Here is an 18,118-nt window from a genome sequence, read left to right on the forward strand (position 1 = left end):
GGGCTAAAGCCTTTTTGTCTCTGCAGCTTCAATAACTGCGCCCGCCCTTGTACATGGCGTGCTGGCGGCGGTTCAGTGAGGCCACCTCGCTCACACGGCCCATGGCTGCGCCTGCGTGGGCGTGGGTGATGGCCAGGCCCAGGCCGTCGGCTGCGTCGGTGCCGGGCAGGCCGGGCAGGTTGAGCAGGCGGCGCACCATCTCCTGCACCTGGCTCTTGGCGGCGCGGCCGTGGCCCACCACCGCCTTTTTCATCTGCAGCGCCGTGTATTCGGCCACGGGCAGATTGCTGGCCACCAGGGCCGTGATGGCTGCGCCCCGCGCCTGCCCCAGAAGCAGGGTGGATTGCGGGTTGACGTTGACGAACACGATCTCGACCGAGGCCACGTCGGGCTCGTAGCGGGCTGCTACTTCGGTGATGCCGTCAAACAAAATCTTCAGCCGCCCAGGCAAATCGCCCAGGGCCAGCGTGGTGGTGCGGATGGTGCCGCTGGCCACGTAGCTGAGCTTGTGGCCTTCCACATCCACCACGCCAAAGCCGGTGGTCTGCAGTCCGGGGTCAATCCCTAAAATGCGCATTTGCTATTGAATTGGTAGCTGCCTGCGCTTATCCATCAAGCGCTAGCGGCCTATTTTGCTTAAAGTCCGAAATACCAGCGTGCCGAGTGGAAGAACACCGGCGCGGCAAAGCACAGCGAATCTACCCGGTCCAGCAGGCCGCCCGCTCCGGTGACTGACATGCCCTGCATGCCCCAGCTTGTCACGCCCCGGTCGCGCTTGAGGGCCTTCATCACCAGATGTCCGAGGCTGCCCGCAAAGCAGGCCAGCAGGGCCATGCCCAGCGCTTGCCCCGGCTTGAACGGCGTGATGAACGAGAGCAAGCCACCCACCAGCCCCCCCGTTGCCACGCCCGCCAGCCAGCTGGCCCACTGAAAGCTCTGACTCACCTGCGGGGCCACCGGTTTGTGCGGAAAGCGCCGCCCCAGCAGGTGCTGCACCAGCATGCAGGTCTGCACCACAAACACCAGGAAGAAGACGAGGAAAGCCCCCTTTTCGCGGTAGCCCGGAAAGTCCAGCAACAGCAGCGCAGGCACATGGCTCATGCCATACACGCAGACCATGATGCCCCACTGGAGCTTGGCGTTGCGCTCCAGAAAACGCTCCGGGTCATTGGCCAGCGCACTCACCACCGGCAGCGCCAAAAACACATACACCGGGATGAACACCGTGAACAGGTCAAACATCTTGCTGCCCACGATGATGAACTGCAGCGGCAGCACCACAAAGAAGGCCAGCACCAGACTGCGGTGGTCCCCCCGCCGCGTGGGCGACAGCGTGATGAACTCCCGCAGCGCAAAAAAGCCCACGATGGCAAACAGCACCGTGGCCACCGTATCGCCCAGCGCCCAGCCGATCCAGAACACCGTGGCCATCACCCACGAGGTTTTCAGCAGGCCCCAAAAGCGCTTGACCTCCTGCGTGTGTGCATCGGCCAACGGGTCGTCCGTGGCGTGTTCGCGCAGCGAGCGCACAAAGCCCCATACCGTGGCCAGCGACAAAACCCCGAACACCACGATGAACAAGGCACCGATCTGCTGCGAGGGGGTGAGATTGCGCAAAAAACTGTTCATGGGGTCACACCTCGCGCAGGGCCATCACCGCGCGGCGGGCGCGGTCCAGAAACGGTCTGCGCTCCTCACCGGGCTGCAGGGCAATCGGCGCACCGAAGGTGACCGAGCACAGGATGGGCACAGGCACCACCTCCCCCTTGGGCATGACCCGCTGCACGTTGTTGATCCATGCGGGCACCAGCACCACGTTCGGGAACATCTGCGCCAGCTTGTACAGGCCCGACTTGAACGGCTGGGGCTCATCGCCATGGCCGCGCGTGCCTTCGGGGAAGATCACGATCGAATCCCCACTCTCCAGCGCCCGCACCAGCGGCGTCAGCGGGTCGTTCTCGGGCAGGGCCGCACGCAGCGCCTCGGGGCTGGGCGGCGGCGGTGCAGCGTCTGGTGCGGGGTCTGGTGCGGGGTCAGGCCCACCCGCCATGGCGGTTTCCGGCTCGGGTGATGGGGGTAATGCAGGTGCTTCGGGGGGTGTTTGTGCCGCAGCAGGCCGCGCTGCACCTGCTTGCCGGTCCACATACACCGCGTTGAACACGGCTGTGGTAATCCACTGCTTGAACGGCGTCTTGGTCCAATAGTCCTTGGCGGCAATCGGGCGGGTAATGCTGCGCAACTCCTCCGGCAACGCCGCCCAGATCAGCACCATGTCGGCATGGCTCTGGTGGTTGGCAAAGTAGATGCGCTGCTCTGCCTTGGGCGGGCAGCCATACCAGCGGGCCTGCGAGCCGGTCAGAAACCGCACCACGCCCAGCAGGAAGTAACTCATTAACTTGGCAAGCATGGCGGGGATGATACGGGGCAGGAGCGCAGCCGCTTTGAATGCAGGGCGGTGCCGTTGAGGTGCAAGCGGATGGCCGCGCGGCGATGGGTTAGAGCAGCTTGGCGCGCGGCACACCGGACCGCAAAAGTCTCGGCGTGCCTGTGGCGTCAACGCCATGGGTAGCGCAGACATTCTTTTCCGCATGGATGCTGATGGTGACAATGGCAGTCATGCGTTTCCCCTTCCCTCCAACCAGCGAGATGCCTTTGAACAGGTTCTTATGCCGCAAATGCGCGGGGCACTGGCGCGTGGAAGGCCCTTTCAGTCGTTACCTGTCGAGATGAACATGAGCCAATTTCCCGTCGCCGTAGATCCGGAACTTGTGGGCGAGTACCCAGCCTTAAGCCAGTCAGGCGGGGGTTACTTCTTTGACGAGGTGCTGGAGTATCGGGTCTGGTGTCATCCAGAGCAGGGTGCCCCGGATGAAGGTGCAGGAGACGATTACTACTATGCCTTCAGCACGTACGAAGAGGCGCTGACCTTTTCGCAAGACACTCCAGGCTCCGAGGAACCCTTGGCGCTCATCCGCCAGCGGGAATGGATTAACGAGCCTAGTCCCGGTACCCTGCTCCATGAAAAAGGAGAGCGCATTACGGAGTGGTGCGTGGAATGGCTGGAGTCCGGTCCTCGCCGCGAGGGCGAAATTCAGGCCTTCATTGCGGCAGGCGGTAATGTCTGACAACTTGGTCGAGCGGACGCCAACAAAGCCCATGGCTTCGCCATTTTCATGAGCTTTTGTGGTGCTCTTCACTCGCTGCGCTCCTTCCGGTGCCGCTGACCTAGGGCGTTGAGGCTGTAGAAAACTGGAACAGCACTTGCGCTCTCCCCAAGGAGACAGCAAACCATGGCCCGCTACAAACCTCAAGAGTGCAACAGCCTGCCGCTGCCCGTGGTCCTGTCTGAGCAAATCACCCCCGGCAGCTTTGCCTTCGTGCTGAACTATTAGGTCGATCACGAACTGGACCTTGTACCGCTGGGTACGCGTTTCAAAAACGGTGAGACTGGTGCCAGCGCCTACGACCCACGCATCATGATCGATATCGTGCTGCTGGCCTACAGCCAGTGCCTGATCTACTGCCGGGTGATTGAGCGAGCCCCTGTGCGCACAACATTCGGTTCATCGCCATCGATGGCGTCGAACTGCCCAGTAACGCCAGCAAAGAACGCAGTGCCAACCAGATCATTATTGCCGCAGATACACAACAACTGCGCTGAAACTTCAAACAGGCAGAAACTGCGGCACACTTGCCCATGAACGTCAAGGCTGTGAGCATCCCCGTGTGTGATGCGCATAGCGATGCGGGAGCTTGCACTACTGAGTCGGCATCAACTAACTTGAATGCGTGTATGCGGGTCGAAGCGCCGCATGAGGCTTCGACAGGCTCAGCCCGAATGGTGGATTCACGTTCAAAGGTGCTGACTCAATGAACAAGTTTTTTACAGGCTCGTGAGGCCTCACAACACCCATCCCGCTATGACCACCACCATCTCCGAAGGCTATATCCCAGGCTGTATCGGGCGCATTGCTCAACTCCATGCCAACTACTACTCCGTCTCTAATGGTTTTGGTGTCGCCTTCGAGGCAAAGGTAGCGCGAGAACTCGCGGACTTCTGTCAAAACTATCAAGCCGGTCGCGATGGAATTTGGCTCGTACAGCGCAATGGCAGTATTGAAGGATCAGTCATCATTGACGGTACTCACGCAAGTACATCTGGCGCTCACCTGCGGTGGTTTATCACCACCGAGGCAATAAGGGGTCAAGGGCATGGTGGCCAACTTTTGACAAAGGCAGTGGAGTTTGCGGAAATGTGCGGGTACCGCAAGACCTTCCTTTGGACTTTTTCTGGCCTGGATGCCGCAAGGCATCTATACGAGTCACACAATTTCCAACTCGTCCACGAGAGTCCTGGAAGCCAATGGGGATCAGTGGTCACCGAACAACGATTCGAGCGCTGCTCTAAGAGCGGCTAACAAAATACTCCTGGCGTCGTTGTTCCGCCTTGCCGTACCGCTCGTACTACCTCCGAAGCACCGCCTAGCCAGGGTCGCTTTGCTAGGTTGTGTGAGCTGCTCTAACTCTTCGTGCTGGACTTCCCCGCCACAGCAAGAGTCTGATCGATAGAGTGCAGAGGGTAGAGCGTCTGCAGCCGTGTATCCGGCATCTGTTGTGGGATCGTGAATATCCCGTGATGCCACAAGAATCTGCTTCACCGCTTCGCCACACATTGCAAGCAGCAGGTACGGGCAAAAGCTCTGCATGCTTGCTCCGCCGCGCGGTTGCATAAAATTCGCCCTTTGTTTTGCGACGGATGCCCTGGCCCCTGCGGACTGCGCTGTCGCCCCGCGTGTGTCATCTGCGCGGGCTTTGGGTCTGCGTGCGCGGGCCGTCTTTCCTTTCCCTTTTTTCTTATCGATCCATGTTTCGATACGTTCAGTCATTGCTGCGTGGGTGCTGGTCTGGTTCTGGGGGGCTCCTTGGCATGAGATACGCCGGGGCGTTATGGATGATGGTGGGCATGGCGCATGCCCAGACGCCGCCTGTGCCCCAGGGCGTCTTCGGGCCGATGCCGCCCAAGGCCGTGGTACCGGCAGAGGCGGCCCCTGCAACGCCTGCGCTCCCCACGGCGCAAACCATGCTGATGGGACCACCTGCACCGCAGGCTGGCAATGCCAACGCTCCGAATACTCCAAACGCCGCCAGTGCCACCGCCAACGCCGGGAGACTCTCTGCCGCCCTGCGTTTGTTCATGCGCCCACAGGGGCATTTGCTGATCGTGGGCGGTGGGGAGACTCCGGTCAGCGTGCAGAAGCGCTTTGTGGCCTTGGCAGGGGCTGAGAAGGCGCGCATTGCCGTGTTCCCCATGGCCAGTTCCAAGTCGGACGAGGAGGCTTTGGAGGTGGCCCGCGACTTTGCCCGGCTGGGGGCGGATGTGCAGGTGCTGGATATTCGCCCTGGCGAGGCCAACAGTGCGGCGGTGGTGCAGGCGCTGGAAGGCTTCAGTGGTTTCTGGTTCTCGGGTGGCGATCAGTCGCGCCTGTCCAACCTGCTGGTGGGCACACGCGCCCTGCAGACCATTGAGGCGCGCTACCTGAACGGGGCTGTGGTGGGCGGAACGTCTGCCGGTGCATCGGTGATGAGCCGGTTGATGTTGACGGGCAAATGGCGCACCCCGCGCAATTCCGAGGAAGAGGAACAGATCAACATTGCCCGCGGCATGAAGGAACTGGCCCCGGGGTTCGGCCTGTTTCGCGGGGCGATTGTGGACCAGCACTTCATGCACCGCGCCCGCTACAACCGCCTCATCAGCGCCGTGCTGGACCACCCCCAGCTCATTGGCGTGGGCATTGATGAAGAAACGGCCTTGCTGGTGCGCCCCGATGGCATGTGGGAGGTGCTGGGCAACTACTACGTCAAGATTTTTGATGCCCGCCGTGCGCAGATCGTGGACGACGATGGCCCCATGGCCAAGGCGGCCGACATCCGCATGCATGTGCTGCCCGATGGAAGCTTGTTCGACCCGCAGCGGCGCAGGGTGACGTTCCAGGAAGTGCATATCCCCTGACGTTCATGTGAAGGCGATGGGCTGCGAGCCCGGCCAATCTGCCAGCCCGTGCCCGTGGCATCAAACCCAGAGCCTGTATGCCCAGAACGCCTCGTCGCGCAGGATGCCTTCGTACAAAGCCTGGGGCGAGAACCCCGTGATGCGGCGGGTGACCCGGCACAGGTGCGACTGGTCTGCAAAACCCGCGCTGGCTGCCACCCCGGCCCATGACACCGTTCCCTGGTCGACGTGCGCCGTCAGCGCATCAAAGAATGCCTGCTCTGACTTGCCCATGCCACGCAGCTCCCGCATGGGCAGCCCAGCCCAGCGTTTGATGCGCCGCTCCAGCTGGCGCAGGCTGCGCCCGGGGGCAGACAGTGCGGCCCGCTGTGCCAGGTGCTGGGCCCAGTCGCTATAGCTGCGCCCGGGGCCAGGCTGCTCGGGGCGGCAGGCTTCCCAGCGGGGTTCCAGAAAATCCTCCAGGCATGCCAGACGGCGGGCATTGTCGGGCTGTGCCTGCACAGCCGCCAGCATGGGATGCCAGTCGGCGGGCAGCGCAGCCTGGGCATCGACCACACAGTTGGTCAGCGCTTCGGGCTCCAGCCCCGTCAGCAGGTGCAGTGCGTCCGGCTGCATCAGCACCATCAGGCCCTCGGTGGGCTCGGGGCACCAGCTGGTGCTGGGCACGGTTTGGGGGCCGGTCAGCACCCAGCGGCCCGGCATGGGAAGGCGTTCGCAACCCAGGTGCCCCACACCACCCGTGGTGCGGGGCACCAGAGTCTCGCTGTAGCCGGTAAACCACCAGCTCAGGCTGCACAAGGGCGAGGCTGGAAAGTGGTTGAGGCGTTGTGCATCCGCCAACCGGTACCCCACGGTATTGCGCACGATGGATGCGCGAAGGCAGTGCGTCAGTGACGCACGGGGCAACCAGAGCTGACCCGATGGAATCAGCCCCGAAGGGTGCTCTGCAGACAGGGGTGCCAAAGTTGCCATGGTGGGGCAGTGTAGCGAGGGGCGCGTGTCGATTTCGTTCAATACACAGCGCAACTTTGCGGGCCACGATGCGTGCCATGAACACATCCTCTCATGCACCTGATTCGATGAACTCTTTGCCCGGCGCGGCCGCGGGTGGCGGCACGGAGGCCGGGGTTCTGCCCGGTCATCAACCCCGTCCCCCCGCCGGGCCCAGCAGCCGGTGGTGGGGCTTGCCCCTGCTGCATGACATGCGCAGGGACTACCTGGGTTTTGTCACACGCCTGCAGCGCCAGCATGGCGACCTGACCCGCATGCGCTTGGGCTACGAGGATGCATGGGACCTGATGCACCCGGATCTGGTGCGCGAGGCACTCATCACCCATGCCCATCACCTCATCCGCTGGGAGCGCGGTATGGAGGTGTTTGAGCAGGTGTTTGGCCAGAGTGTTCTGGTGACGGAAGGAGCGACCTGGCAACGCCAGCGCCGCATGCTGATGCCCGCCTTTACCCCCCGACGCGTGGCGGGTTACGCGCAGTTGATGACCGATGCCGCCAGCCGTGCCCTGGATGCCGCCGTGCCCGCAGGCCAGCCCTGCGCCCGGGTGGCGGTGGATGCGCTGTGGACAGATGTGGCCATGGATGTGATTCTGCGCACCCTTTTCAGCGAAGCAGCGCAGGCCGATGCGCGCGATGCTGCCTGGGCTACGCAGACCTTGTCCACATCTGCATTCCGCGAAATGTTCTTGCCTTTCACGCTGCCAGACTGGCTGCCCCTGCCTGGCAAGGCTGAAAAGCGCCGAGCCATTCGCACCTTGAAGGGGCTGGTGCAGCGGCATATTGATGCGCGTCGCGCCGAGTTTCCTGACGGCGTGGTGAACAGCGTGGTGGATGGGGAAGGTGCCGCACAGCGCAGTGACTTGCTGCACATGCTGCTGGCTCTGCGCGATGAAGAGTCCGGCGCGGCTTTGTCCGCGCAGGAGGTGCTGGACCAATGCCTCGTCACTTTCCAGGCTGGCCATGAGACCAGCGCCACCACTTTGCTGTGGTGGACGACGCTGATGGCCCAGCACCCTGAGGCGGCCGAGCGTGCCCGCGCCGAGGTGGATGCAGTGCTGCAAGGCGGTGTGCCCGGCCCAGAGCATCTGGCCCTATTGCCTTGGCTGAGCGCTACGCTCAAAGAGGCCTTGCGCCTGTACCCGCCCATTTCGGCCCTCATGAACCGCCGGACCACCGCACCCATCACGCTGGGTGGCGTGGATGTGCCTAAAGGTGCGATGTTGCGGATCACGCCCTGGGTGCTTCACCGCGACGCCCGGTGGTTTGCGCAACCTGAGCAGTTCCGGCCTGAGCGATTTCTGGAAGGTGCCCCGCCCATCCCCAAGGGTGCTTGGATTCCGTTTGGCCTGGGTCCCAGGGTCTGTATCGGCCAGCACTTTGCGATGCTGGAGATAACGCTGCTGGCCGCCATGCTGCTGCAGCGCTACACCGTGCGCTGGCCTGAAGGAGAGGCCGCTTGCGCCCCGCGCCTGCATGTGACCCTGAGGCCGGAGCAGCCTGTGTCGGTATGGCTGGAGCGCAGGCGCGACGCTGGGGCGGTGCCGATGGGTCAGCCGTTGTAGAGGTACAGCACCCGTTGGCGCGCGGGGCTCACCACCATGACGCCGATGCGCCCATAGGCGTAGTAGCTGCCTGGGCTGTTGATGATGGCTTGGGCGTCCTCCAGCACACTGGGGGCAATGTCGATGCAAAAGCCGTATTTGCAGACGTAGTCGTACACCTTCAGCGGCCCCGGCGTGGTGGGTGCAGGCCAGTGTGCGCTGGCGGTGATGGGCGTTGGCTTCCAATCGCCGTAGTCTCCGCGCCAGGAGCGCTGTGCCTGGCGGGCGTTGGGCGGCAGGGTGCGAAAAAAGTCCAGGCCGCGCTGCTCAATGTCTTGGGCGACGTGCAGCGGCAGAGGGTAGATGCGAATGCCCGCCTCGTTGCCGCCGGGGCCAAAGCCCCAGGATTCTTCCAGCCGGTAGCTGATGCTGCGCACGCCCAGGGCATCGGGCACAAACTCCAGCATGAACTGTCGTTCGTAATGCCGGTATGCCAAGGCTGCACAGACGGTGAGGAGGGCACACGCGCCCGTGGCAAAGAGGGCCATGGCAAGCCAGTGGCCGGGGCTGCGCGATGTGCGCGCAGTGCGTGGTGCGGCAGCCGCAGTGGGTCGAGGTGTGGCCGTCAAGGCAGCTCCGCGTTGCCCATACGCCCCAGAATCGTTCGCGTGCGCCCCGCCAGGTAGGCCGAGTTGGGCGTTTTCTCAAACCGCTTGGGTGCGGGCAGCATCACGGCCAGACGGGCGGCTTCACTGGGGGTGAGCTGGGCGGCGCTTTTGCGGAAGTAGTGCTGTGCGGCGGCCTCGGCACCGAACACGCCTTCGCCCCATTCCACGTTGTTGAGGTAAATCTCCAGGATGCGCTCCTTGCTCAGCAGTTGCTCCAGCAGCAGGGTCAGCACAAGCTCCTGGCCCTTGCGCAGCAGGGTGCGCTCGCCCGACAGCAGCAGGTTCTTGGCCAGTTGCTGGGTGATGGTGGAGCCGCCGCGGATTTTGGGGGCACGCACCGGGCGGTCGGGGGCGTTGCTTTGGGCCTTGGCTACCTGGGCTTCTGCCTTGGCGTTGCGCTCCCAGGCTTTCTCGATGGCGGTCCAGTCCACGCCCTCGTGGTTCACAAAGCCATCGTCTTCCGATGCGATCACGGCGCGCTTGAGGTGGTCGGAGATCTTGCCGTAGGGCACCCATTGCTGGCGCCAGGGGATGCTGCCTTTGCTGCGAAGCAGCGCCCACGCCTCAGACCGCTCGAACGTGGTGGACTCGGGGTTGATGGCCACCATGGCCGCAATCCGCACCACAAAGAAAAGCTGCAGCGCCACCAGGGCCAGCAGCACCAGCACCACCCAGCGGGCCAGCGCCTTCATGGCGTGGGCTCCTGCATGCAGGTGGTGCAAGGCAATGGCAGCGGGGTCTGGGCTGTCATCGTTGGGATGAGTGGGTTGATGGGGCGTGCCGCTTAACTGGCCGACTGGCGCATTTCTTCCAGCACCTGGGCAGAGGGTGGACGCACGCCGCGCCACAGGGCAAACGCCTCGGCTGCCTGCTCCACCAGCATGCCCAGCCCATCGCGTGCCACGGCGCCGTGGGCGCTGGCCCAGTCCATAAAGCCTTGCGCCGCGGGGCCGTACATCATGTCGTAGGCCAGGCTGCCTGGGCGCAGCACACTGGCAGGCACGGGCACGCCGGCCCCTGCAAGGCTGCTGGCGGTGGCGTTGATGATGATGTCGAAATCAGCCTCTACCGCTTGTGGGGAAAGCGCAAGCAGCTCTGCTTTTTGTAGCGCCGCCAGCGCGCTGTGCGATGCCACCAGCGCCTCGGCCTTCGCCACGGTGCGGTTGGCCACGGTGACATGCGCGGCCCCGGCCTCCAGCAGGGGGCCCAGCACCCCGGCCGCGGCACCGCCCGCACCCACCAGCAGCACCCGCGCGCCTTGCAGGGCTACGTCGGCATTGCGGGTGATGTCGGCTACCAGACCCAGGCCGTCGGTGTTGTCGGCATGGATGCTGCCGTCTGGCTGAAAGCTCAGCACGTTGGCGGCCCCTGCAAGGCGCACGCGGTCGCTGCACACCGTGGCCATGGCGGGCGCTTCAAACTTGAAGGGCACGGTGATGTTGCAGCCCAGGCCACCTTCTGCCGTGAAGTCGCGCACGCCTTGCACAAAGCCGTCCAGCTCGATCAGGCGGCGTTCATAGCGCAGGCGCTGGCCGGTGAGTTCGGCAAAACGGGCGTGGATGGCGGGTGAGCGGCTGTGGGCAACAGGGTTGCCCATGACGCAGTACAGATCGGCGGGGGAAGGCGAAGAAGTCATCGGAACAACAAGGGCTGCATGCAGGGGCGGTGTCAGAGGCTGAAAGCCCAGGCCGCTACGGAACGGGCTACGACGGGTTGTGCCAGGTCTCCGACAGCCCCTTTTTTAAAAGGCGCTACCGGCCAACCTGAGGCTTACCTCACGCTGGTTTCCAGCGTCTGGTCGCGGGTGAACTTGAAGCGGGCCACCATCGCAATCTGGTCGGCCTTGGCGCGCATTTCGGGGGTGAAGTTGCCAAACGGACCGGCGGCGCGGGCAATGGCCTCAGCCCGGCGGTCCAGCACCGATTTGCCCGAGCCTTGCACGATTTCGGTGGCCAGCACGCGCCCGTCGTGGTTGACGGTGACGATCATGATCAGCTCGCCATACAGTTTCTTGCCGCCCTGCTCCGGGAAATTCTCGGTGCCCTTGTCTTCCACCTTGCGGCGCAATATGTCGTAGTAGGCGGCGTAGGCCTCTTCGCGCGTGGCGGGGCTGATGTAGCGCTTCTTGGGGCGGGCGTTTTCTTCGTTGATGCGCTTTTCAATCTCGGCCAGCTGCTTGAGGAGCTGGCGGCGCTTTTCCTCTTGCGACATCTGCTCGCCGCTCTCGCTTGGCTTGCGCGGGTCAGGCTCGGGCATGGAGGCGAGCTGCTTGCGCAGCTGCGTGAGCAGCTGGGTTTGCTGCTCCTGCATCGCATCCATCTTGCGCTGCATCTCCTCAAAGTCGTCGCCCACGGCCGTCAGGGCTGAGTAGGGCAGGGGGCTGGTGGCCCGACCCTGAGCGGCATCCCCGCCACCGGCCAGACTGGACTGGGCGATGGCCTGGGCCTTCTCGGGACGTTCGTTGGACTTGGCGTTGACCAGGATGACTTCCAGCGGCGTGTCCTGGAACACGCGGTTGAAGCCCTCCGGGTCGATGAAGCGCACGGAGATGAGGGCCGCATGCACGGCCACCGACACGCCCAGTGCAATCTGCAGCGTGCTGAAAGAGCGGAAAAGCGAGCGGATGTTCACGGCGTCGGATTATCGGCGTTGGCAGGGGCGGGGCTGTCGGCTTCGTTGACATCCACCGCGATGGCAATCGGGCCTGCCACGGCGTCGTCGTCACCTTCGTCCTCCACCGCTGCATCATCGCTGGCATCGGCCGGGTCGTCCAGCCGCTCCAGCACCGTGCCGTGGATGTCGAGGGTGATCTCGTCCACCTCGCCCAGCTTGACTTTGAGGCGCGCGCCGCGTGGCAGGTTCTGCGCGCCCAGCACCGGAAAGACCAGTGGAATATCGTCCGCCCGCACCAGAAAGCTGCCACCAGGGCCTTCCTTGATGACGGCGGCCGTGAGCTCGGTGATGCCGTTCTGCTCCACGTACTTCAGCGTCCAGAAGCGCTCCATGCCCGCCTGGTAGCCGTTATAGGCGCTGTAGGCCGCATCAAAGCTGCTGATGATGGAGAACAGGTCCGCATCCTTGGGCTTGAACGGCGCAGCCAGCGCTGCGGTGGCCCCGTGGCGCGCGCAGGCAATGATCTGCCACTGGTTGACCAGATCGGTGTAGCGGCGCAGGGGTGATGTGGCCCACGAATAGGCCTTGACGCCAATGCCCGCGTGCGGCAGCGCCTTGGTGCCCATGCGCACCTTCACGCCCGGTGCCATGCTGGCCTGACTGCGGTAGATGCCGGGCACGCCCAGCTCGGCCATCCAGCTGCCCCAGGTGCTGTTGGCCACGATCATGGCCTCGGCCACGATCAAATCCAGCGGCGCGCCGCGCTGGCGAACGCTGATCTGCACCTGCTCATTGCCCGTGGGCTCGGCGCCGTTGTTGCCAACGAGGCGGAAGTTGTAGTCCGGCCGGTTGAAGTTCTCGGGCTTGCCGCGCACCACCTCGCGGCGGGCCTTGAGGTCTTTGGCAAGGCGATATAAAAATGATAGCTGCTCGCGCAAGCCAGACAAGCGCTGCGGGTCGTTTTGGTGCTCAAACGCGGGGTTGGTGAGCCATTCTTCCGTCACCACGCTGTCGAGCTGGTCGTGGCGCAGGTTGGCGGCCACGTGCACGCGCTCGAGCCTGGTCTCGGTGCCCTGGAATTCCAGCGTCGCCTCGTCAATGGTCACGTACAGCGACACAGCCGGGTTGGCGCGGCCTTCGTCCAGGGTGTAGGTCTGCACCACCTCGTCGGGCAACATGGTGATCTTGTAGCCCGGCATGTATACGGTGGACAGGCGGGCACGGCCCAGCTGGTCAATGGCGCTGCCGGGCTGGATGGCCAGACCCGGTGCGGCAATGTGAATGCCCAGCACCACGGTGCCGGTGCCCAGGCCCTGCACGGACAACGCATCGTCGATTTCGGTGGTCTGCGAGTCGTCGATGGAGTAGGCCTGTGCGGGCGACAGCGGCAGCTCGTCCGCAATGACCGGGGCCGTGAGCGCGGGAAAGCCCGTGCCCTTGGGGAAGTTCTCGAACAGAAAGCGCTTCCAGTGGAACTGGTAGGCAGAGTCGATAGCGCCTGCTTTTTGCAGCAGATCGAGCGGGGCGGTGTGCGTGGCGCGGCTGGCCTCGACCACGGCCTTGTATTCGGGCGCGTTCTTGTCGGGCTTGAACAGGATTTTGTAGAGCTGGTCGCGGATGGGCTGCGGGCATTCGCCCCGGCCCAGGGCGGCGGCCCATTCGTCAATCTGCGCGAGGATGGCTTTTTTCTTCTCGATGGCGGCCAGGGCCTGCTGCAGGATTTCGGCGGGGGCTTTCTTGAAGCGGCCCTTGCCTGCGCGGCGGAAGTAGTGCGGCGCGTCGTACAGGCGAAAGAGCGCGCCCGCCTGCTGGGCCAGCGTAGCGTTGTCCGAAAAATAGTCGCGGGCCAGGTCGGCAAAGCCGAAGTCGTCCTCGGGCGCGAATTCCCAGGCCAGGTCCAGCTCAATCGTCTCGGCCACGGCCTGCGCCTGGGCGATCAGCTCGGAGGGAGCGGGCTTTTCAAACTTCAACAGGATGTTGGCGGCCTTGACCTTGACCCGCTTGCCCGAATCGAGCTCGACCTGGGCTGAGCTTTCCGCTTCGGACAGGATACGTCCGGCCATGAATTTGCCGGCTTCTTCAAAGAGTGCATGCATGGCGGGATTGTCCCATGGCCGATCCGCCGCGCCGCTCTGGCGGGCAGGGGGCACTTGCCTGCCGCCCATCCTGGTCTGCCAACGTCAGCCACGCAGGCGGTGGGTGCTATTGAATCAATAGCTGGTTGCGCACTGCCTACAAGCGCTGCAGCCTTCCAGAACCGGAAGGGCCAATACCCCTATCATCCCCACCCTTGTCTCCACCCTTTGCAGCCGTTGCCTGCCGAGTGCTTTCCACGAGTGCCTTTTGATGCCGTTCGCCGTCCTTGCGTTACCCCTGACCGTGCTGGCCGTGGCGCTGCCCTTTCTGTTTGCGGTGACGGCTCCACCGTCGCCCAACTTTTGGCCGCTGGTGTTTGCCTGGACCTGTGGGCTGGTGCTGGCCGTATGGGGCCTGGTGCAAGGCGGGCGGGTACACACCCCCGGCGCGCGCGCGCGGTTCGTGTCGCAGGCGGCGCAGGTGCTGGCCTGGGGCCTGCTGCTGGCTGCGGTGGTGGGTGGGGTGGTGGGCCTGCTGCAATACCTGGGCGAGGAGCCGCTGGGCCTGCCGTGGATACACCCCTCCACCGCCGGGCAGGCCGTGGGCAACCTGCGCCAGCGCAACCAGCAGGCCACATTGATGGCCATGGGCGTGTGGGCGCTGATGTGGCTGTGGGTGCGGGCCGACAACCAGGGGCGGCGCTGGGTGGGCGTGGCGCTCGGCGCCCTGTTGCCCCTTTTGGCGCTGGCTTCTGCCGCCACCGTGTCGCGCACCGGCGCGCTGCAATGGGGGTTGATGCTGGTGTTGCTGTGCCTGTGGCACCGCACCAGCGCGCGGCAGGCTATTGCCGTGGCGGTGCTGGGCGGCGTGCTGTATTTGCTGGCCGCCTGGGCCTTGCCCGAATTGCTGCTGCACTGGAAAGGAGTCCAGGCTGAGGGGCTGTTTGCCCGGCTGGCGGGCGAGGGGCGACAGTGCGTGAGCCGCCAGGTGCTGTGGTCCAACATGGGGCACCTGATTGACCTCAAGCCCTGGTGGGGCTGGGGTTGGGGGGAGCTGGGCTACGCCCATTACGTGACGTTGTTCCCGGGGGAGCGCTTCTGCATTCTTTTGGACAACGCCCACAACTTGCCCTTGCATCTGGCGGTGGAGTTGGGGTTGCCCTTTGCGCTGCTGCTGTGTGGTAGCGTCTGCGCGGCGGCGGTATGGGCAAGGCCCTGGCGTGAATCGGACCCGGTGCGCCAGCTGGCCTGGGGCCTGCTGGCGCTGGTGATGGCACACAGCATGGTGGAGTACCCGCTGTGGTACGGGCCGTTTCAGGTGGTTACGATTTTTGCCCTGCTGTTGTTGCTGGGGCGCCGCACCGGCCCGGTGATCTGGGGGCTGGCTTGCGCGGCCTGTGTGGTGGGGGCGGCGGGCCTGGCCACCGTTTCTTGGCAATACCGGGCAGTGAGCCAGCTCTACCGCCCGGTGGACAAGCGCCCGGCAGATCTGCGTGACCTGCGGGCTGCCGCGGTGCCTTTGGGAACCCTGTTTCCTGACCAGGTACGGTTTGCCTGGCTGACCACCCATCCCTTGACGCCCCAGAATGCCGAGCAGGTGCATGAGGTGGCGCTGGCGCTGCTGCATTTCTCGCCTGAGCCGCGGGTGATCGAAAGGGTGGTAGACAGTGCACTCTTGCTGGGCCTGGATGAGGAAGCCGCCTTCCACCTGCAGCGCTACCGCGCCGCCTATCCGGCAGAGCATGCGCGCTGGTTGGCTGCGCAAGCGGCCTCGGCAGCCACTGCGCGTTGATTTCGCAAAGGCATCAGGGGTTTCAGGGTGGCGGCAGGCCCAGAAACTGCGCTACCAGGGGCAGGTGGTCGGTAAAGTCGCTCAGGGCGTGGTCACCGCCTTCCAGCAGCCGCAACTGCGCGTGGGGGTAGCGCCCCACCATCTCGCGCCAGTCCAGCACTTCATCCCCTTTGGCGATGATGGCCAGCTCCGGCGCTGCGGAGGCAGGTGCGGGGTTCAGGCGCAGGTCCAGCGCTTTGAGCTGGTCTATGTATTCGGGCAGGAAGAAAAATCGCTCTTGCGGGTTGTGCCAGCTGGTTTGCTCTCCCAGGTAGCGGGCCAGATCCCGGGCAGGGTCTACAGCGGGGTTGAGCAGCACGCTGGGGCAACCGGTCTGCCCTGCCACCCAGCTGGCATAAAAACCGCCCAGCGAAGACCCGATCACTGCCATGCTGCTGTGCGGCCAGTGCTTCACCTGTTGCATCACCTCGGCCATGGCCTGGGCGGGGGAGGGCGGAAGCTGCGGACACCAGAACTGCACCTGCGGGCAGACTCGCGCCATGTACTCCGCCATCATCCGGGCCTTGGCCGACTGGGGGGATGAGCGAAAGCCGTGCAGGTACAGAAGGTGGGTGAGGGGCATGCTTGGGCTGGAACGCTGAAAAAGGGCGGATTGTGCACTCCGGTGCAAGGTCAGGAGGGCTTGCAGTGACCCCGGTGCGCGCGTGGCATTCGATAATCGGGGATGGCCGCCGTTTTTGAAAAGACTTCCCTCCTGCAGCGTGTGTTGCCCCTGTTCCGGGGTTTTGACCTGCCTTTGATCTTTGTGGTGCTGATGCTGGCCAGTGCCGGGCTGGTTGCGATGTATTCATCGGGCTACGACCACGGCACCCGGTTCGTGGACCACGGCCGCAATATGGTGATTGCCGCCACCATCCTGTTTGTGGTGGCCCAGGTGCCGCCGCAGAAGATCATGGCGTTTGCCGTGCCGCTCTACGCGGCAGGGGTGCTGCTGCTGGTGGCGGTGGCGCTTTTTGGCATTACCAAAAAGGGGGCCACCCGGTGGCTGAACGTGGGCTTGGTCATCCAGCCCAGCGAGATTTTGAAGATTGCCATGCCGTTGATGCTGGCCTGGTGGTTCCAGAAACGGGAAGGGCAGTTGCGCCCGCTGGACTTTGCTGCTGCCGGTCTGCTGCTGGCGGTGCCGGTCGGGCTCATCATGAAGCAGCCCGACCTGGGGACATCGCTGCTGGTGCTGGCCGCCGGGCTTTCGGTGATCTTTTTTGCGGGCTTGTCCTGGAAGCTGGTGCTGCCGCCCGTCATCATCGGTGGCATTGGCATTGCCCTGATCGTGTGGTTTGAACCCCAGCTGTGCGCCGACGGGGTGCGCTGGCCGGTGCTGCACGACTACCAGCAGCAACGCATCTGCACCCTGCTGGACCCCACACGCGACCCGCTGGGCAAGGGCTTTCACATCATCCAGGGGATGATTGCCATCGGCTCGGGTGGGCTCACGGGCAAGGGCTTCATGGCGGGAACGCAAACCCATCTGGAGTTCATTCCCGAGCGCACGACCGACTTCATTTTTGCAGCGTATTCCGAGGAGTTCGGGCTGGCCGGCAATCTGTTCCTGATTGTGGGCTTTCTGCTGCTCATCTGGCGTGGGCTGTATATCTCGCTGGGGGCCACGACCCTGTTTGGCCGTCTGATGGCGGGCGCGGTGTCCATGATCTTCTTTACCTATGCCTTTGTGAACATGGGCATGGTCAGCGGCATCCTGCCCGTGGTGGGCGTGCCCCTGCCGTTCATCAGCTACGGCGGCACGGCCATGGTGACGCTGGGGCTGGCCCTGGGCATCCTGATGTCGGTGGCCCGCGCCCAGCGGCAGGAACCCGCCAAAGCGCGAACGCCGCTTTGAGCTGAAACGCTGAGAGTTCGCTACTCCTGGACCCCGCCACGGCATAGGGAAATGGGGTCTCCACCCTTGCCTGCGCCCCGCCACAGCGGGTACAACGCGCGCAGTGGGGTCTCTTGGAGGTGTTTCCGATGGCGGCCAAGTTCGAGCTGAAAAAGACGTCCGACGACAAGTTCGTGTTCAACCTGCTCGCGTCCAACGGGCAGGTCATACTGACCAGCGAGACTTACCACTCGCATGCCAGTGCCCTGCAGGGCATTGAGTCGGTCAAAAAGCACGCTCCCCATGACGCCCGCTACGGACGTCTGTGCGCCCGCAACGGCGCACCGTACTTCACCCTCAAGGCCGCCAACGGGCAGGTCATTGGCCAGAGCCAGATGTACTCGGGCGCCAAGGCCCGGGATGCGGGCATTGAGGCCGTGCAATGCCATGCGCAGGATGCCAGCCTGCACGACCTGACGGCATCCTGATTCCATCTGCGGGGCTCACTCTGGTGGTTTCCCCCTGTGGCGGC

Annotated in this window: 17 protein-coding genes; 7 read left to right on the forward strand and 10 right to left on the reverse strand. The window is 64.2% G+C overall.

Translation table 11 applies throughout. The features are described from left to right. Positions 1 to 28: 28 nt before the first annotated feature. From ruvC to AACH87_RS05315, 3 genes are read right to left on the reverse strand one after another with little or no spacing between them, the layout of a single operon-like run. Complete coding sequence (gene ruvC / locus AACH87_RS05305; RefSeq protein WP_338797714.1) at positions 29 to 577, reverse strand: crossover junction endodeoxyribonuclease RuvC; 549 nt, start codon at positions 575 to 577, stop codon at positions 29 to 31. Between the two features lie 59 nt (positions 578 to 636). Then, entirely contained in the window at positions 637 to 1,629 is a 993-nt protein-coding gene (locus AACH87_RS05310) for a phosphatidate cytidylyltransferase (protein ID WP_338797715.1), read from the reverse strand. Positions 1,630 to 1,633: 4 nt separating this feature from the next. Beyond that, a complete protein-coding gene (locus AACH87_RS05315) occupies positions 1,634 to 2,407 on the reverse strand; it encodes a lysophospholipid acyltransferase family protein (RefSeq protein ID WP_338797716.1) in 774 nt (257 codons plus the stop codon). 154 nt (positions 2,408 to 2,561) lie between these two features. Here AACH87_RS05315 and AACH87_RS05320 point away from each other — a divergent pair, with 154 nt between their 5' ends. The 3 genes from AACH87_RS05320 (at position 2,562) to AACH87_RS05330 (ending at position 6,010) form a co-directional block, all read left to right on the forward strand. Next, complete coding sequence (locus AACH87_RS05320) at positions 2,562 to 3,125, forward strand: hypothetical protein (protein ID WP_338797717.1); 564 nt, start codon at positions 2,562 to 2,564, stop codon at positions 3,123 to 3,125. Positions 3,126 to 3,920: 795 nt separating this feature from the next. Continuing rightward, positions 3,921 to 4,418, forward strand: coding sequence for a GNAT family N-acetyltransferase (locus tag AACH87_RS05325; RefSeq protein WP_338797718.1), 498 nt, complete (start codon positions 3,921 to 3,923; stop codon positions 4,416 to 4,418). Between the two features lie 509 nt (positions 4,419 to 4,927). Continuing rightward, positions 4,928 to 6,010: a cyanophycinase gene (locus AACH87_RS05330; RefSeq protein WP_338797719.1), complete on the forward strand. Its 1,083-nt coding sequence runs from the start codon at positions 4,928 to 4,930 to the stop codon at positions 6,008 to 6,010. 60 nt (positions 6,011 to 6,070) lie between these two features. Here the strand turns inward: AACH87_RS05330 and AACH87_RS05335 are convergent, their stop codons facing one another. Further along, positions 6,071 to 6,982, reverse strand: coding sequence for an AraC family transcriptional regulator (locus tag AACH87_RS05335; protein ID WP_338797720.1), 912 nt, complete (start codon positions 6,980 to 6,982; stop codon positions 6,071 to 6,073). 77 nt (positions 6,983 to 7,059) lie between these two features. On the opposite strand from AACH87_RS05335, the gene AACH87_RS05340 reads away from it, so the two are divergent. Continuing rightward, on the forward strand, positions 7,060 to 8,583 hold the full coding sequence (locus AACH87_RS05340) for a cytochrome P450 (RefSeq protein WP_338797721.1): 1,524 nt from the start codon (positions 7,060 to 7,062) through the stop codon (positions 8,581 to 8,583). On the opposite strand, the gene AACH87_RS05345 is transcribed toward AACH87_RS05340, so the two are convergent. The 5 genes from AACH87_RS05345 to AACH87_RS05365 all read right to left on the reverse strand — a co-directional run bounded on the left by AACH87_RS05345 (position 8,571) and on the right by AACH87_RS05365 (position 13,939). Continuing rightward, positions 8,571 to 9,191, reverse strand: coding sequence for a hypothetical protein (locus AACH87_RS05345; protein ID WP_338797722.1), 621 nt, complete (start codon positions 9,189 to 9,191; stop codon positions 8,571 to 8,573). The two genes, AACH87_RS05340 and AACH87_RS05345, sit on opposite strands and share 13 nt — an antisense overlap. After that, positions 9,188 to 9,922, reverse strand: coding sequence for a monofunctional biosynthetic peptidoglycan transglycosylase (gene mtgA / locus AACH87_RS05350; protein ID WP_338797723.1), 735 nt, complete (start codon positions 9,920 to 9,922; stop codon positions 9,188 to 9,190). The genes AACH87_RS05345 and mtgA overlap by 4 nt, the downstream gene beginning before the upstream one ends. Positions 9,923 to 10,014: 92 nt before the next feature. Beyond that, positions 10,015 to 10,866 (reverse strand): shikimate dehydrogenase, encoded by an 852-nt coding sequence (gene aroE, locus AACH87_RS05355; RefSeq protein ID WP_338797724.1) that lies wholly within the window; start codon positions 10,864 to 10,866, stop codon positions 10,015 to 10,017. Positions 10,867 to 11,000: 134 nt separating this feature from the next. Beyond that, positions 11,001 to 11,861, reverse strand: coding sequence for a TonB family protein (locus tag AACH87_RS05360; protein WP_338797726.1), 861 nt, complete (start codon positions 11,859 to 11,861; stop codon positions 11,001 to 11,003). Further along, the gene (locus tag AACH87_RS05365; protein WP_338797727.1) at positions 11,858 to 13,939 is read right to left on the reverse strand and encodes an RNB domain-containing ribonuclease; all 2,082 of its coding nucleotides are present in this window, start codon (positions 13,937 to 13,939) and stop codon (positions 11,858 to 11,860) included. The genes AACH87_RS05360 and AACH87_RS05365 overlap by 4 nt, the downstream gene beginning before the upstream one ends. Positions 13,940 to 14,189: 250 nt before the next feature. Here AACH87_RS05365 and AACH87_RS05370 point away from each other — a divergent pair, with 250 nt between their 5' ends. Beyond that, on the forward strand, positions 14,190 to 15,710 hold the full coding sequence (locus AACH87_RS05370) for a Wzy polymerase domain-containing protein (protein ID WP_338797728.1): 1,521 nt from the start codon (positions 14,190 to 14,192) through the stop codon (positions 15,708 to 15,710). Positions 15,711 to 15,732: 22 nt separating this feature from the next. On the opposite strand, the gene AACH87_RS05375 is transcribed toward AACH87_RS05370, so the two are convergent. Then, entirely contained in the window at positions 15,733 to 16,332 is a 600-nt protein-coding gene (locus tag AACH87_RS05375) for a YqiA/YcfP family alpha/beta fold hydrolase (RefSeq protein WP_338797729.1), read from the reverse strand. Positions 16,333 to 16,434: 102 nt separating this feature from the next. On the opposite strand from AACH87_RS05375, the gene rodA reads away from it, so the two are divergent. Continuing rightward, positions 16,435 to 17,607 (forward strand): rod shape-determining protein RodA, encoded by a 1,173-nt coding sequence (gene rodA / locus AACH87_RS05380; RefSeq protein WP_338797730.1) that lies wholly within the window; start codon positions 16,435 to 16,437, stop codon positions 17,605 to 17,607. Between the two features lie 128 nt (positions 17,608 to 17,735). Next, positions 17,736 to 18,074 carry a YegP family protein gene (locus tag AACH87_RS05385; RefSeq protein WP_338797731.1) on the forward strand — a complete coding sequence of 113 codons (339 nt, stop codon included), beginning with the start codon at positions 17,736 to 17,738 and terminating at the stop codon, positions 18,072 to 18,074. Positions 18,075 to 18,118: the final 44 nt, after the last annotated feature.

Source organism: Acidovorax sp. DW039 (genome assembly GCF_037101375.1).
Taxonomy (GTDB): domain Bacteria; phylum Pseudomonadota; class Gammaproteobacteria; order Burkholderiales; family Burkholderiaceae_C; genus Acidovorax.

What these genes read in the sequence shown, in the direction of transcription:
- ruvC (WP_338797714.1), bottom strand. Translation starts at nt 577, where the DNA reads ATGCGCATTTTAGGGATTGACCCCGGACTGCAGACCACCGGCTTTGGC.
- AACH87_RS05310 (WP_338797715.1), bottom strand. Translation starts at nt 1,629, where the DNA reads ATGAACAGTTTTTTGCGCAATCTCACCCCCTCGCAGCAGATCGGTGCC.
- AACH87_RS05315 (WP_338797716.1), bottom strand. Translation starts at nt 2,407, where the DNA reads ATGCTTGCCAAGTTAATGAGTTACTTCCTGCTGGGCGTGGTGCGGTTT.
- AACH87_RS05320 (WP_338797717.1), top strand. Translation starts at nt 2,562, where the DNA reads ATGGGTAGCGCAGACATTCTTTTCCGCATGGATGCTGATGGTGACAAT.
- AACH87_RS05325 (WP_338797718.1), top strand. Translation starts at nt 3,921, where the DNA reads ATGACCACCACCATCTCCGAAGGCTATATCCCAGGCTGTATCGGGCGC.
- AACH87_RS05330 (WP_338797719.1), top strand. Translation starts at nt 4,928, where the DNA reads ATGAGATACGCCGGGGCGTTATGGATGATGGTGGGCATGGCGCATGCC.
- AACH87_RS05335 (WP_338797720.1), bottom strand. Translation starts at nt 6,982, where the DNA reads ATGGCAACTTTGGCACCCCTGTCTGCAGAGCACCCTTCGGGGCTGATT.
- AACH87_RS05340 (WP_338797721.1), top strand. Translation starts at nt 7,060, where the DNA reads ATGAACACATCCTCTCATGCACCTGATTCGATGAACTCTTTGCCCGGC.
- mtgA (WP_338797723.1), bottom strand. Translation starts at nt 9,922, where the DNA reads ATGAAGGCGCTGGCCCGCTGGGTGGTGCTGGTGCTGCTGGCCCTGGTG.
- aroE (WP_338797724.1), bottom strand. Translation starts at nt 10,866, where the DNA reads ATGACTTCTTCGCCTTCCCCCGCCGATCTGTACTGCGTCATGGGCAAC.
- AACH87_RS05365 (WP_338797727.1), bottom strand. Translation starts at nt 13,939, where the DNA reads ATGCATGCACTCTTTGAAGAAGCCGGCAAATTCATGGCCGGACGTATC.
- AACH87_RS05370 (WP_338797728.1), top strand. Translation starts at nt 14,190, where the DNA reads ATGCCGTTCGCCGTCCTTGCGTTACCCCTGACCGTGCTGGCCGTGGCG.
- AACH87_RS05375 (WP_338797729.1), bottom strand. Translation starts at nt 16,332, where the DNA reads ATGCCCCTCACCCACCTTCTGTACCTGCACGGCTTTCGCTCATCCCCC.
- rodA (WP_338797730.1), top strand. Translation starts at nt 16,435, where the DNA reads ATGGCCGCCGTTTTTGAAAAGACTTCCCTCCTGCAGCGTGTGTTGCCC.
- AACH87_RS05385 (WP_338797731.1), top strand. Translation starts at nt 17,736, where the DNA reads ATGGCGGCCAAGTTCGAGCTGAAAAAGACGTCCGACGACAAGTTCGTG.